The sequence below is a fragment of the Bacillus sp. AR4-2 genome (genome assembly GCF_008274865.1).
GTDB lineage: Bacteria > Bacillota > Bacilli > Bacillales > Bacillaceae_G > Bacillus_A > Bacillus_A cereus.
The window spans coordinates 1,201,856-1,214,835 of sequence record NZ_CP031062.1; the positions used below are offsets into that span (position 1 = coordinate 1,201,856).

Genomic DNA, 12,980 nt, shown 5'->3' on the forward strand with positions numbered 1-12,980 from the left:
GGGCAGAATATCTGCCCAAGGAACAAGCTAGAAACCTTCATTGTTACTTTTTAGTTGCTATAAACTTCAATTTCTTGTTTATCTTGACGGAAGTTATACTTCACATCTAAAGCATGTGCAACAATTAGTTCTTGCTCAGCTTTGTGAGCGAATGGATCGCCGCCAGATGGACTAGAGCGATCAGGACGTCCAATGTAGCCTGTTTTCACTTTATCTCCAGCAAGTTCGAACAGAATTGGAGCCATGTAATGCCATGCACCCATATTACGAGGTTCTTCTTGAACCCAAATGATTTCTTCTAAGTTTTTAAAGCGTTTAATAATAGATTGAACTTTCTCAGCAGGGAATGGGTACAATTGCTCAATACGAACGACATGAACTTCGTCTAAGTTGTACTCATGTTTACCAGACTCGATTTCTGCTGCTAAGTCAATCGCCATTTTACCTGTGCTTAAAACAAGACGTTTTACTTTATTTGGTTTCATGCCAAGGTTTTCTTGTTCTAAAGCAGGTTGGAAACGTCCTTCGCTTAACTGACTAGCAGTTGAAAGCGTAAGTGGGTGACGTAATAAACTCTTCGGCGTCATCAATACTAATGGTCGAACAGCTTCTGTTCCTAAGATAGATGCTTGACGACGCAGGATATGGAAGTATTGTGCCGCACTCGTTAAGTTTGCAACTGTCCAGTTATTCTCAGCAGCTAACTGTAAGAAACGCTCTGGACGTGCACTAGAGTGCTCTGGTCCTTGACCTTCATAACCGTGTGGTAATAGGAGAACTAAGCCAGATTTTTGACCCCATTTTGCTCTTCCAGCTGAAACATATTGATCAAATAATGCTTGCGCAGTATTTGAGAAGTCACCATATTGCGCTTCCCACATAACAAGAGTTTCTGGAGCGAATACGTTATAACCATATTCGTAACCAACAACAGCGGCCTCTGATAACGGACTGTTATGAACAGAGAACGATGCATTAATGTTTGGTAAGCGATGCAATGGTGAATATGTTTCGTTTGTATCAGTATCGTGTAATACGATATGACGGTGTGCGAATGTACCACGCTGTGAATCTTGACCAGTTAAACGAATTGGCGTACCTTCTTGTAAAATAGAAGCGAATGCTAACGATTCAGCAAGTGCCCATTCAATTTTACCATTTTCTTCAAGAGCATCTTTACGGCGCTCAAGAATTTTCTTCACTTTCGGATATACGTTAAAGCCTTCTGGCCAAGATAGTAGACCTTCATTAATTGCACGAAGTGAGTCAAGCTCAACACCAGTATCAATTGGCTGAATACCTTTTGCAACAACATCTGGCACTTTAACGTGAATTGTTGCGTCGCTCGTATCAGCTGGTGGTACTTGTGCATAGTCAGATTTTAATTGCTCTTGTATAAACTGTGTAATTGTTTCAATTTCATCTGCATTTAGAACACCAGCAGCTTGTAATTGATCTGCATAAATTGCCCTTACAGTTGGATGGTTTTTAATTTTTTTGTACACTTGTGGTTGCGTAACTGCTGGATCATCCATTTCGTTATGACCGTAGCGGCGGTAACCAATTAAATCGATTAAGAAATCTTTTTTGAACAACATGCGATATTGAATTGCAAGGTTAGCAGCTGCAAGACAAGCTTCCGGATCATCAGCGTTCACGTGAACAATCGGAATATCGAAACCTTTTGCAAGGTCACTAGAATATTTCGTAGAACGAGAATCATAGCTGTCAGTCGTAAAACCAACTGCATTGTTTGCGATAACATGAATCGTTCCGCCTGTTTGATACGCGTTCAATCTGCTTAAGTTGAGTGTCTCAGATACAATACCTTGACCAGGGAATGCAGCATCACCATGAACTAAAATTACGAATGATTTTGAAGTATCTTGATCTGGAAGACCAGATTTTTTACGATTCTCTTGAGCAGCACGTGCGAAACCTTCTACTACAGGATTCACGAACTCAAGATGACTCGGGTTATTTGCTAATGTCACGCGAGTGCTAACTTCTTCGTTACTAACGACTTGTTCTCTACCTAGGTGGTATTTCACATCGCCAGTCCAGCCAGAATTAGCCACTGCGCCTTCTATTTTAGCATGTTTGAACTCAGCAAACATGTGGCTATATGGTTTTTCTAATACGTGAGCAAGTACGCTTAGGCGACCGCGGTGAGCCATACCAATCATGACATCCTCTACGCCGTTCTTAGCACCTTCTAGAACAATTTCATCTAAAACAGGTACAAGCATATCAACGCCCTCGATAGAGAAACGTTTTTGCCCAACGAATGTTTTATGCAAGAATTGCTCGAAACCTTCAACAGCTGTTAAACGTTTTAAAAGAGCAGTTCGTTTTTTATTTGATAGTGGTTGACGCAATGAATTTGATTCCACCATTTGATGCAACCACGCGCGTTCTTCACTATCTTGTATATGAGAAAATTCATAAGCTAAAGATTTTGTATAAACGTCTTTTAATCTATGAATTACATCAAGTGCAGTGTGAATACCTTCTGGTGCATCTTGCCATACTGTTTTCGCTGGAATCGCTTTCAAGTCAGCATCGCTCAGTTCGCTCATTGCTTTCTCAAGAAGAGATTGTCCATTTGCAGCATCTTCCATCGGGTTGATGTGAGCCAACGTGTGCCCGAAAGAACGAATCTGCTCAACTAGTTGAACGACTTTAAGAATTTTTTCAATGTTACCTGTGTTTTGAGGAGAAAAATGTGTTGCTGTGTTGTCCCCTGTTACGACATCATCTTGAAACGAAGGAGCTCCAAAAATTTCAAAAAGCTCTTGTAATTCCGGATCAACAGAACCTGCTCCAGTTACGTAAAGATCATACTGTTCAATAACATAACCAAGGTTCGGACCGTGGAACTTGGCCCAAGGGTTTGTCGTTGTATTCTTCCTCGTCATTTGTTTAAACCTCCCAATGCATATAATCCTTTTCCATACAAAGGTGCATTTTGCTCTTTTTCAATAAGTAATGAATCAATAATCAATGTAAATGTTTTCTTTACTCTTATGTTATTACAATAATTTACATAATACCAAACACTATTACTTATCTGTTTTGTAAAAAAACATTCACAATAACTTATCACCCAAGTTAATCTTTCATGTTATAAAGTAATTTTACAGAAAAATGGGGTGGATATATTTGGTATGCCTATACTAATAGCTATAATTGTTGCATTTAAATATAGGTATAATAGTTAGAATGTTTCGATAAAATCAGTTTGAATTATGTATATTGAAATAATAAGCGCTTTCATAGATATTATACAACAATATAACGGAATATAGTATAAAAAATAAAAAATTATGAATTTATCGTAAACTTTATTTAGATAGTGTTAAATATTGAAAGGAAAGTGAAGGATTTCTACAAAAAAAGTTGCTAAACATAAAAAATGCTCCATAAACAGTTAGTTTCTATAAATATGACGAAAAACACCGTAAAACAAATAACGTATTTCGTGAAATAAAGAAATAAATGAAATATTTTAAAAGGATAAAACAAATATGGAGATATTAAATTTTAAAAAAAGAAGTGAGGAGATATAGTAACAGTTATTTACAGTGTTCCGTGTTTCGCTTCAAAATAGACGTGCTGAAATTGAAAAAAGTTTCTTCTATATAAATAGCGTGAATAATAATCAAAATATATGTAAAGGGAACTTGACGTAAAGTTTCCTTTACATATATACTCGGTATATGGAAGGAGGGAGAAATTTCCTTGGAAAATAAAATGGTCGAATACCGAAAAAAATTTGGACTATCTCAAGAAAAGTTGGCTGAGAAACTTGGAGTTTCCAGACAAACCATTATCTCAATTGAAAAAGGGAAATACGATCCATCACTTCCGCTAGCATTTGAAATAGCGAAAACATTTCAGACAACGATAGAACATGTATTTATTTATGAAGGAAAAGAAGAGGGGGAATAGGGATGAATTATTCACAAAAGTACTTTGTAATTATGGGGATTATTTTTCTATTTATGAGTGGATTTATGATATTAACAGGTATAATGACGCATTCTGCACCGCCAACCATAACGTATCCATTGCTTGGGATGATGATTATGAGTTTCTGTCTAAGCTACTTGCACCCGCAATTTAAAGAAAAAGACGAGCGAATGAAACTTATTCGTTATAAGGGAATGTTTGTAACCTTTTTTGCATTAACGGCATATTATCTTCTTTTCTCTATCGGCTTAAACTTAAAAATACTTACACTTTCTGCTACTGAATTATTAAATATACTTATGGCACTTACGATGAGTACAGTTTTTATCTCATTTGTTGTTTTATCAAAAAGATATTAAGATGGAAGAGAGAAAGGAAGATTAACATATGCAAATGATGTATGCTTTGGGCATTGGGCTTGTATTATTTTTAGCCGTATTCTTATTTATTCGTAAAGACGTTCAAGGCGGGACGTTAACGAAACGAGGATTTTATAAATTAATCGCCTGTTTAGTTGTTATGCTTATAGCGATTATTGTAATGATTGTTTTAATAAGTCAGTCACTATAGAATGTAAAAACGGAACCTTACTTCGGTAAGGTTTTTTTATATTATTCAACCTAAAAAATACCATTAAATCCATTTACTATAAATAACTTATATTATATAATCCAATGAAATGATAGATAAGGAGTGTAGTATATGAATAAAAAAACTATCTTCTATTTATTAACTTGTCTACTACTTGTAGCTAGTACTACTTATATAATATGTAACAAAAGAGAACAAGTGCCACCTATATTAGTATGGGACGAACAAGAATATTATGTTACGAATGAACCTGCCAAAGTAGAAGAAGTTGGGCGAAAACTTGGCGAAGTAACAAGGGAAATTAAAACAAGTAAAAAACCTACTAAAAATAGAGAATCTAATACATTACAAGAGAAAACAGAAGTATTCACAATGATTGAGGAAGAAAAAAGTGAATATCCGCCTTTAATCATAAAGGAAGCTTATAGTGATGAATATAGGGTAGTGAGGCCGATGTCGAAGCAGGTATTGTGATGAAAAGGAGAATCTTTTGTAGACAGTAATTTAGTATTCGTGGTCGTTAAGAAAAATATTTGTCTTTTCCTCCTATCGGTGCCGTTTACATTTTGATGAATAGAGGAGCAATGCAAAAGAGAGATTTCATTTTATATTTATTATTTACTGCTATTAATATATCGCTTTGGTTATCGTTTATGATTTTTGATTGGAGTATGTGGATGGTAGTAGGGCATTATTTGTTTGGAGCAGTTGTTATTGTTTTTTCGAATATGAATAAGAGCTAAGCCAGCAACCTTAAAGTTGCTGGTTTTTATTTTGCTATTTATAATGAAGAAACAAATTTTTAATAGAGAGTAGTGGGCGTTATGAGATGGAAAGAGGGAACGTTTGAAAAAATAGACACGAATGACTCATCTGTTGAGCAACTTATAAACACGTTTAAGGAACAAAACTTAATTGGTGGAACAATAATAAGCTGTTTTAAAGTGCATAACGAAAATTTTTTTAAAGAAATACCACATTCGAAAGATGGACATGAGCACTTCTTTAGAAGAATCTTCAACTCTTTAGACATAATCAATAACTTAGAAGAGTTAAAAATACATACATCAGACAAATATAAGTTTCGTTTTAAAGAGCAGCTGGCAGTTATGCTTGATGGTAGCATTGCTGCGCAAATTTTGTGGGGCGGAGCATATGAAGAGTTTAAGGAACGACCAGTTATCGCAAAACAATTAGCAGTCAATGTATGTCAATATATGTTCCAAGATCGATACGAAGATATTAAAGTGTTCGAAAGCTATCGCCCTTGGACAGATTGGTTTTACGATGTTGCGTGGGATGTTACTTGGATGGTGTTAGATAGTAGGGAACAGAAAATGTGGTTCATTTGTGCTACGGATACAGATTGATAGAAGAGGGTCTTGTAGGAATGCTGCAAGGCCCTTTATCTTTTGGGAATTAATAGAAAACGAATCATATAAATGCTATACTAAAAAATGTTTGTAATGTCAGTTTCATAATATTGTATGATGCTGACTTACTAGAAAAGATAAGAGGAGAATGAGCGTGCAAAAGATAAAGAAATTATTGCTATTAATGATGGTAGTAGGATTAACAGCAGGTGTTTTAGCAGGGTGTGCAAATCCCAAAGATACTACAGAAGAATTTTTAACAGCGATACAAAAAGGTGATGTAGAAAAGGCTCGTACATTTGTTGAGAGTGACAAGGAATTTAATAAGCTAAATGAAAAAACAGATGATGCTGAGGCAAAAGCAATGCTAAGTGCAATTACAAAGAACTTTAAATTTGAAAAGATAGAAGAAGTATCGAAAAAGGATGACAAAGCAGAAGTGAAAGTGAAAATTACATCTGCTGATCTATCCGTTGCTGTAACAAAAGCAGTGGGAGAAGTTATGCCAATGGCGTTCGCTAGTGCCTTTAGTGAAGACAAAGAACAATCTGAAAAAGCTATCGAAAAAACAATGACCTCAACTATCGTCAAAAACTTAGCAGATAAAGATGCAGCAATGGCAACTCGCGAAGTTACCTTGAACTTAAAGAAAGACAAAGATGGTGACTATAAAATCGTTGCTGACGATAACTTGAAAGAAGTATTGTTTGCCAATGCAAAGTCTTTGGAGAAGATGTTTGGTGGGAAGTAATTGAATGAGATAAAAAGAGACACCATATCACGTAGAAGGTTGATATGATGTCTCTTTTTTATATGACCCCGGAGAGGCTCGAACTCACGACCTTCACCCTGTCAAGGTGGCGCTCTCCCTGCTGAGCTACGGGATCCCAACTATAAATGTTACCAACAGCAATGTGTTTTCATTTCATTCGTGTAATCGGAGGATTTGTATAATCTGTTGAATATTGTAACATTTGATGTATTTCTATAATAGCAACAAACTTTAATAGTGTAAAGATTTAATTTTCTGAATATTATCATTCCAATTTGTATATAAAAAATAAGCCCCGAAGAGCTTATTTCAATAATAATAATAATAATAATAATATCACCGCAATTATCAATGATATCATCAAAAATACAAGTATAAATAATGGAGCTCGTTCATGAGCTATCTTCCTGTAAGTGTCATTGAAGCTGTATAAATTGTATCTACAGAACCGTCAGCATTTGTAATTTTAACTTTGTAACGATATTCCCCGTTTTCTGAAAGTTGTCCACCCCAACCAGTTGTATTGTAAAATTCTTCGTTTGTTCCAGCTGGTAATTCGGAGCCGAAATTGAAGTCAGTTTCATAGTAACCCCAGCCACTTGCCCATTTCTTTTCAATAGTTACACGATAGCGCACATCTTCAGCTCTATCATTTGTGATTTTTGCAATCATATTTTGGCCGTAGCTGTACTCTGTAGCGTGTACTTGAACTGTAACACCGTTCAACGTTTCGCTAGGACCACAAATATAACGACAGAACTCGCTTGCTCCGTCAGCATGTGCTTTTGGTGTTTCAATGTTCATAACCGTTAAACCGCCTAAAGCTAATGCGCCAGTTAATAATACTTTACTAAATGCCTTCACTTGAAATTCCCCCTAAGTATATTCTCAATTCGTTCGATAGGCGTCACATTAAATAGTTTTATAAGATTAATCTAATCGAACACTTTTTTCCTCGAGTGCATTCGCTATGAATCTTTCATCTTGTAGTAATCTAATCCCTACATAAAATTTCATAGTTTTGATTTCATATATGTATCATGATTTACATAGAACAAATCTGTTAATACGTTTTGGTTATTTGCTTATCCCACTACTCTTTATTACCTTTTATTGGTAAAATGTTGGTTTTATTATATACCATTATTATCTATTTACAAGAGAAAACAATACTGTATGCAAAAATGCATAATAAAAAACACTACTTGTATTCTGAATTACAGAATACAAGTAGTGTTGGGTTTCAATTAATATTTAATTGGAACCTAATGCTAATTTTTTATGTTTAACAGTATACATATATCACTGTTTTTTTAGTCATAATTGATAAAATTTGTTCAGGGGACGCTCTTCCTGTTGAGCTATGGGATCTTTAAAAGGGAAAGTATAAGCGATTATGAGAGTAATGTATGAAGGGATAATGATGAGAAGCGAATTTAGTAGAAAGTAGTCTTTGGATGTAGAGGTTATATTATTTCCGATACCAATCCAAAGGACCTTCATCACTCAAATCAACAAGAAAAGGGAACAAGAAGTGTAAAGGTAAGCTTATAAGTTCTGGCATAGCGTTCACTGTTTTCTTTGATAGATATTGCCTCCCAAAACAATACGGACAATCTTTTTCAAATGTCACGAGTATTGACCATACATCTTTTACTTTCCACTTCGTTTTACAATACGTACAACGCGCCATTGAGTTCCTCCTCAGTTTAAGGTGTTTTCTAATATATTCTACTTTATTGTACGAAAGTCATTTGAATTTGATGTGGTAAAATGCAAAACAAGCCTAACCTCGTTCTACATTCAGGGAGGGGTTAAGCTTGTTTTAATTCCGTTCAATGTCTCTTTGTATCAGGCTGTTTATACATTGCCTAGATAGCTTCGTGTTAAATTCGGGAGAATAATTTTTCCATCTTTACTGTATTTTTCGAATAGCTCTGATAGGAGAAAAATAAAGTTTTTATACTGTTCGTCATTTTCTTTCGGAGCATAAGATGCTGATAAATTCCTTCCCAAAAACCCTTCATAATCAAAAAGTAAATCATTTTGATATTCTTTAAAATCATACTTTCCATCTTTAAAAAAGTTGTTAAATACTTCTGGAGTTTCATCTATTCCACCGCTAAAGCCTTTAAAGTTTGGACAGGTTTTCTGGCAAATTTCTGCATTCTCTTTAATAAGTGGACTAGTTAAATCTCTACTATTCCAAACAAGTGCAACATTTGCTTTTTGTTTTAAAATTCGTTGGCATTCGATTTTGAAAGCCTCTTTATCAAACCAATGAAATGCTTGGGCAACAGTTACTAAATCTACACTATTTTCTTTTAAAGTGGTATTTTCAGCAGTTGCTTTTATGGATTGAAAACGAGAATATAGTTTTAATGATTGCTCAGCCATCTTTCTCATATCATCATTTGGCTCAACTCCAATAACATGTAAACCACTTTCAAGCAGCTGGTGGCTAAATATCCCCGTACCTGAACCAATATCAGCCACAATCCGATTCCCTTTCAGTTGGTTAGCTGAAAGCAAGTAATCAATATATTCATTAGGATAACTAGGGCGATATTTTGCATATATATCGGCCCTGTCAGTAAAATTTTCTGTTGTTTTCACAGTACTACCTTCTTTCTTACGATATGATGTACAGAAATAGAAATTAAATATGAATTCAGGCATCAGTCTTTAAGTCTACAACTTAAGAATCCAGCTAAATAGAGGGCCTCAGTTTCTTTATTCAAATATCCTTTATCCGTTTAGTATACTATTTTAGATAATATCTTCCAAAAGACTAGAATGGCTTACTCAATTATGTTTTAAAGTGTATATTTTTATGGATTTATTTAATAATTTATGAGCGATTGTATGTCGTATTACGTTTACGTAGGTAAGAGATTTTCATTTTTGCTATTTAAATTGGCCAATATATCCTTTTTACAATTTACTGAAAATCATGTATAACAGAGATACATGATTATTTTATCTCGCTATTTGCGGGCAGTAAGATCCCTTACCTCGAAATTCAGCAAAAGTAAAGAAGTTAGGTTCGGGTTGGAATGCCCGTAAAAGTCCGATTCGTGAGGGTTGATGAAAGTTTCACTTTATAAATATTCAGAAGTAGAGGGAGAAAAGTTGTAATGGTAAGAAAAACGTTCAAGATGCGCGTGTCTAAAAATAGAACGATTTCGATTAATGGATCGATTCTTGATGTGGATGTTACACATGATGAATTTTTACAAGAGTTTGTTGAGTGGGTCGATTCTAAAGGTTGGTCGTTTATGGGAATAACAGATGAGATTACGCCCGAGGAAGCTAGTCAAAAGTTAATAGATTCGTTGATTGATGAGAAGGATAAGAAAGAGTAATTCCTTCTTATTTTTATTGTATATTTATGTTCTTTATCGTAAAAGTATGATATAGTAAAAAATAGTGAAATTTCTTCCAATATAATACAAATTACATATGATTGGTAGATTTATTATTTTGTTAAGGAGTAAATGGAAAAGGGAGAGTCATATGGTAAATTTTAAGAAAATTTTGGTTTTTATTACAGTTATTTGTTCGTTTTTTTTGACGCCCATAACATTGCGTGCTGAGACGAATATTGGAGTAAATCCAGAACAAGTTGCACCACCACCTGCGGAAGGACCGAATGTTTTTAGTCAGTTTGCAACGACAATTGATGCGAAAACAGGAGATGTTTTGTATGATAAAAACGCATATCACCGAGCATATCCTGCTAGTACGACGAAGGTGTTAACAGCGATTTTACTCATGGAGCATACAAAGCCAGAGGATCAATTTACATTTTCACAATTAGCATTAGATCAAGAGAAGAGTAATTATCAAATTGAGTTTCAACCTGGAGAGACAATTAATAGAAATACTGCGCTTATGATTTTAATGGTGCTGAGTGCGAATGATGTGTCGTATGCGATTGCGGAGCGGATTGGCGGGAGTGTTGAGAATTTCGCTAATATGATGAATGAGAAAGCGAAGCAATTAGGGGCGAAAGATAGCCACTTTGTAACACCGAATGGATTACATGATCCGAACCATTATACGACGCCGTATGATATGGCTATGATTACGAAGGGTGTGCAAAAGTATCCTGAAATTTTACAAGCGATGAATACGAAAAGAACGACAGTTACGACGTCTATGCAGACGGTGTCTATTTTTAATAAATCTAATTTTTTTGAAAATCCATATAGCATTGGCGGTAAAACAGGGTTTACGAATGAAGCGCGTAATACACTTGTTTTATTAAATGAGAAAGATGGAAATCGTATTATAAGCGTAGTAATGGCTTCTCAAAGACCTGAAATTTATGAAGATTTGAAGCAGATGGCGGACTATTCTTTCGGTCAATTTACGAAGCAAATGGTGCTTGATAAACATAATTGGCATCAAAAAACAACATATTTAAATAAAGATGTTAATTCTGAGTTGGAACAAAGTGCAGAGCTTATGCTTAAGAAAGATGAAGGGAAAAATGTGAAAACTATTTTCCGGGCGGCTTCATTAGATAAAGAATCTTTATATCATAAAGGAATACATCGTGGTGAGGTAGTTGGTGCAGTTGATATTACGAAAAATAATCAAACAATTGCGACGGTAAATGTTCTTTCAACAGAAGATGTCACTTTTGCGATGCCTAAAAAAGATACAACTATGCCTGAAGTAAAAGACTCAAATATGAAAGTAATAAGTGTTGGGATAGGTGCGATTGTATTATTTGGAGCAATTTTATATGTAGTGTTGCGCCGAAATACAAAAGGAATGAAATCAGAAGGTAAATAAATTACTAATAAAAAGACTGTGTAAAATTTTGGAACAGTCTTTTTTATATATCTTAAATAACTAATAATTGTAAATTTTCTTATTGCAATAACTTAAAGTTCGTTATATCATTTACTTGTGTTCTTGTTAAAGAACGCAATGGATATTGCATACTTCAAATAATATAAAACAACGGAGAGGGAGAGAGACGATGAAATTAATATGGAAGATAATTAGCAACGCGATCTCATTTGTTTTATTTGCATTGATGGTTTTTTTAGCTTTTGTAGTTATTTCTTCAAAAGCAAGCGGTGGTGATCCGACAGTGATGGGATATCAATTTAAGAGCGTTCTTTCAGGATCAATGGAGCCGACGTTTTTAACAGGATCAATCATTGCAATAGAACCAAACAAAGATGGTTCTAAATATCAAAAAGGTGATGTTATTACCTTTAAAGAGAAAGATCAAAAAATTATCACTCACCGTATTATCGGTGTGAAAGATACAAATGGAAAAGTAATGTATGAAACAAAAGGGGATAACAACAACGGACCAGATTTAGAGCCAGTACTTGCAGAAAATGTAGTTGGAAAGTATGCAGATATTACAGTTCCATATGTTGGTTATTTACTGAATTATGCGAATTCGAAAGCAGGAGCAGCATTACTTCTTATTATTCCAGGAGTCTTTTTGCTTGGTTATTCCGCTATTTCTATTTTTGGTGCTATTCGTAGCATTGACGGAGAAAAGAAAGATAAAAAAGTAGAACAATCCGTCTAGTTCGTTTGGTTATACTTTCCGTTTAGGAAGTTAACAAATATATATTAAGGGGATATGGACATGACTTTAAAGAAAAAATTAGGAATGGGTATTACATCAGCAGTATTAGGAGCAGCTTTAGTTGGTGGAGGAACATTTGCATTTTTCAGTGATAAAGAAGTGTCAAACAATACATTTGCGGCTGGAACACTGGATTTAGCATTAAATCCATCAACAGTTGTTAACGTATCGAATTTAAAGCCTGGGGATACAATTGAAAAAGAATTTAAACTAGAAAATAAAGGCTCTTTAGATATTAAAAAGGTTCTACTGAAAACAGATTATAATGTAGAAGATGTAAAGAAAGATAATAAAGATGATTTTGGTAAACATATTAAAGTAACATTCTTAAAAAATGTAGATAAGCATGAGACAATTGTGAAACAAACTACTTTAGATAAATTAAAAGGTGACACACTTACAGCTGTAGATAATGATTTATCGGCTTGGTTCTGGGATGAAAAAGGTATTTCAGCAGGTAAATCTGATAAATTCAAAGTGAAATTTGAGTTCGTTGATAATGGAAAAGATCAAAATCAATTCCAAGGCGATAAGTTACAATTAAATTGGACGTTTGATGCACAACAAACAGCAGGTGAAGAAAGATAATAATAAAAAGGGCTATCACATGGATAGCCCTTTTTCTATTTTTCTAGTATTTGTCTATCAA

At 34.5% G+C, this 12,980-nt stretch carries 14 protein-coding genes, 1 tRNA gene and 1 pseudogene; 11 read left to right on the forward strand and 5 right to left on the reverse strand.

Features of this window, described 5'->3' with window-relative positions; genetic code table 11:
* Window positions 1-50: 50 nt before the first annotated feature.
* A complete protein-coding gene (gene odhA / locus DN399_RS06270; protein WP_016122123.1) occupies window positions 51-2,918 on the reverse strand; it encodes a 2-oxoglutarate dehydrogenase E1 component in 2,868 nt (955 codons plus the stop codon).
* Between the two features lie 823 nt (window positions 2,919-3,741).
* Here odhA and DN399_RS06275 point away from each other — a divergent pair.
* From DN399_RS06275 to DN399_RS06300, 7 genes and pseudogenes are all read left to right on the forward strand, one after another.
* Window positions 3,742-3,951, forward strand: coding sequence for a helix-turn-helix transcriptional regulator (locus tag DN399_RS06275; RefSeq protein ID WP_000428506.1), 210 nt, complete (start codon window positions 3,742-3,744; stop codon window positions 3,949-3,951).
* Window positions 3,952-3,953: 2 nt separating this feature from the next.
* On the forward strand, window positions 3,954-4,331 hold the full coding sequence (locus DN399_RS06280; protein ID WP_086411859.1) for a permease: 378 nt from the start codon (window positions 3,954-3,956) through the stop codon (window positions 4,329-4,331).
* 28 nt (window positions 4,332-4,359) lie between these two features.
* Entirely contained in the window at window positions 4,360-4,542 is a 183-nt protein-coding gene (locus DN399_RS06285; RefSeq protein ID WP_149149413.1) for a DUF3976 domain-containing protein, read from the forward strand.
* Window positions 4,543-4,674: 132 nt separating this feature from the next.
* Entirely contained in the window at window positions 4,675-5,037 is a 363-nt protein-coding gene (locus DN399_RS06290) for a hypothetical protein (RefSeq protein ID WP_001036583.1), read from the forward strand.
* A gap of 55 nt (window positions 5,038-5,092) precedes the next feature.
* Window positions 5,093-5,306, forward strand: a pseudogene (locus DN399_RS28000) (hypothetical protein).
* Window positions 5,307-5,387: 81 nt separating this feature from the next.
* Complete coding sequence (locus tag DN399_RS06295) at window positions 5,388-5,933, forward strand: hypothetical protein (RefSeq protein WP_149149414.1); 546 nt, start codon at window positions 5,388-5,390, stop codon at window positions 5,931-5,933.
* A 157-nt stretch (window positions 5,934-6,090) separates the two neighbouring features.
* Window positions 6,091-6,687 (forward strand): DUF4878 domain-containing protein, encoded by a 597-nt coding sequence (locus DN399_RS06300; protein ID WP_001169481.1) that lies wholly within the window; start codon window positions 6,091-6,093, stop codon window positions 6,685-6,687.
* A 63-nt stretch (window positions 6,688-6,750) separates the two neighbouring features.
* Here the strand turns inward: DN399_RS06300 and DN399_RS06305 are convergent.
* The 4 genes from DN399_RS06305 to DN399_RS06320 all read right to left on the reverse strand — a co-directional run bounded on the left by DN399_RS06305 (window position 6,751) and on the right by DN399_RS06320 (window position 9,324).
* Window positions 6,751-6,823 (reverse strand) — tRNA-Val (locus tag DN399_RS06305).
* Window positions 6,824-7,107: 284 nt separating this feature from the next.
* Window positions 7,108-7,572 carry a hypothetical protein gene (locus tag DN399_RS06310; RefSeq protein ID WP_025709883.1) on the reverse strand — a complete coding sequence of 155 codons (465 nt, stop codon included), beginning with the start codon at window positions 7,570-7,572 and terminating at the stop codon, window positions 7,108-7,110.
* A 607-nt stretch (window positions 7,573-8,179) separates the two neighbouring features.
* Window positions 8,180-8,401: a hypothetical protein gene (locus DN399_RS06315; protein WP_000090221.1), complete on the reverse strand. Its 222-nt coding sequence runs from the start codon at window positions 8,399-8,401 to the stop codon at window positions 8,180-8,182.
* Window positions 8,402-8,568: 167 nt separating this feature from the next.
* Window positions 8,569-9,324, reverse strand: coding sequence for a class I SAM-dependent methyltransferase (locus tag DN399_RS06320; RefSeq protein ID WP_000858661.1), 756 nt, complete (start codon window positions 9,322-9,324; stop codon window positions 8,569-8,571).
* Window positions 9,325-9,845: 521 nt separating this feature from the next.
* Here DN399_RS06320 and DN399_RS06325 point away from each other — a divergent pair.
* The 4 genes from DN399_RS06325 (at window position 9,846) to DN399_RS06340 (ending at window position 12,919) form a co-directional block, all read left to right on the forward strand.
* Window positions 9,846-10,073 (forward strand): hypothetical protein, encoded by a 228-nt coding sequence (locus DN399_RS06325; RefSeq protein WP_000251856.1) that lies wholly within the window; start codon window positions 9,846-9,848, stop codon window positions 10,071-10,073.
* 151 nt (window positions 10,074-10,224) lie between these two features.
* Window positions 10,225-11,511, forward strand: coding sequence for a D-alanyl-D-alanine carboxypeptidase family protein (locus DN399_RS06330; RefSeq protein ID WP_069604300.1), 1,287 nt, complete (start codon window positions 10,225-10,227; stop codon window positions 11,509-11,511).
* 190 nt (window positions 11,512-11,701) lie between these two features.
* Window positions 11,702-12,271, forward strand: a complete 570-nt coding sequence (gene sipW / locus DN399_RS06335) for a signal peptidase I SipW (protein ID WP_000767792.1) — start codon at window positions 11,702-11,704, stop codon at window positions 12,269-12,271.
* 60 nt (window positions 12,272-12,331) lie between these two features.
* The gene (locus DN399_RS06340) at window positions 12,332-12,919 is read left to right on the forward strand and encodes a CalY family protein (RefSeq protein ID WP_000172852.1); all 588 of its coding nucleotides are present in this window, start codon (window positions 12,332-12,334) and stop codon (window positions 12,917-12,919) included.
* The last annotated feature ends 61 nt before the right edge of the window (window positions 12,920-12,980 follow it).

What these genes read in the sequence shown, in the direction of transcription:
- DN399_RS06290 (WP_001036583.1), top strand. Translation starts at nt 4,675, where the DNA reads ATGAATAAAAAAACTATCTTCTATTTATTAACTTGTCTACTACTTGTA.
- DN399_RS06315 (WP_000090221.1), bottom strand. Translation starts at nt 8,401, where the DNA reads ATGGCGCGTTGTACGTATTGTAAAACGAAGTGGAAAGTAAAAGATGTA.
- DN399_RS06340 (WP_000172852.1), top strand. Translation starts at nt 12,332, where the DNA reads ATGACTTTAAAGAAAAAATTAGGAATGGGTATTACATCAGCAGTATTA.
- DN399_RS06330 (WP_069604300.1), top strand. Translation starts at nt 10,225, where the DNA reads ATGGTAAATTTTAAGAAAATTTTGGTTTTTATTACAGTTATTTGTTCG.
- sipW (WP_000767792.1), top strand. Translation starts at nt 11,702, where the DNA reads ATGAAATTAATATGGAAGATAATTAGCAACGCGATCTCATTTGTTTTA.
- odhA (WP_016122123.1), bottom strand. Translation starts at nt 2,918, where the DNA reads ATGACGAGGAAGAATACAACGACAAACCCTTGGGCCAAGTTCCACGGT.
- DN399_RS06295 (WP_149149414.1), top strand. Translation starts at nt 5,388, where the DNA reads ATGAGATGGAAAGAGGGAACGTTTGAAAAAATAGACACGAATGACTCA.
- DN399_RS06285 (WP_149149413.1), top strand. Translation starts at nt 4,360, where the DNA reads ATGCAAATGATGTATGCTTTGGGCATTGGGCTTGTATTATTTTTAGCC.
- DN399_RS06280 (WP_086411859.1), top strand. Translation starts at nt 3,954, where the DNA reads ATGAATTATTCACAAAAGTACTTTGTAATTATGGGGATTATTTTTCTA.
- DN399_RS06325 (WP_000251856.1), top strand. Translation starts at nt 9,846, where the DNA reads ATGGTAAGAAAAACGTTCAAGATGCGCGTGTCTAAAAATAGAACGATT.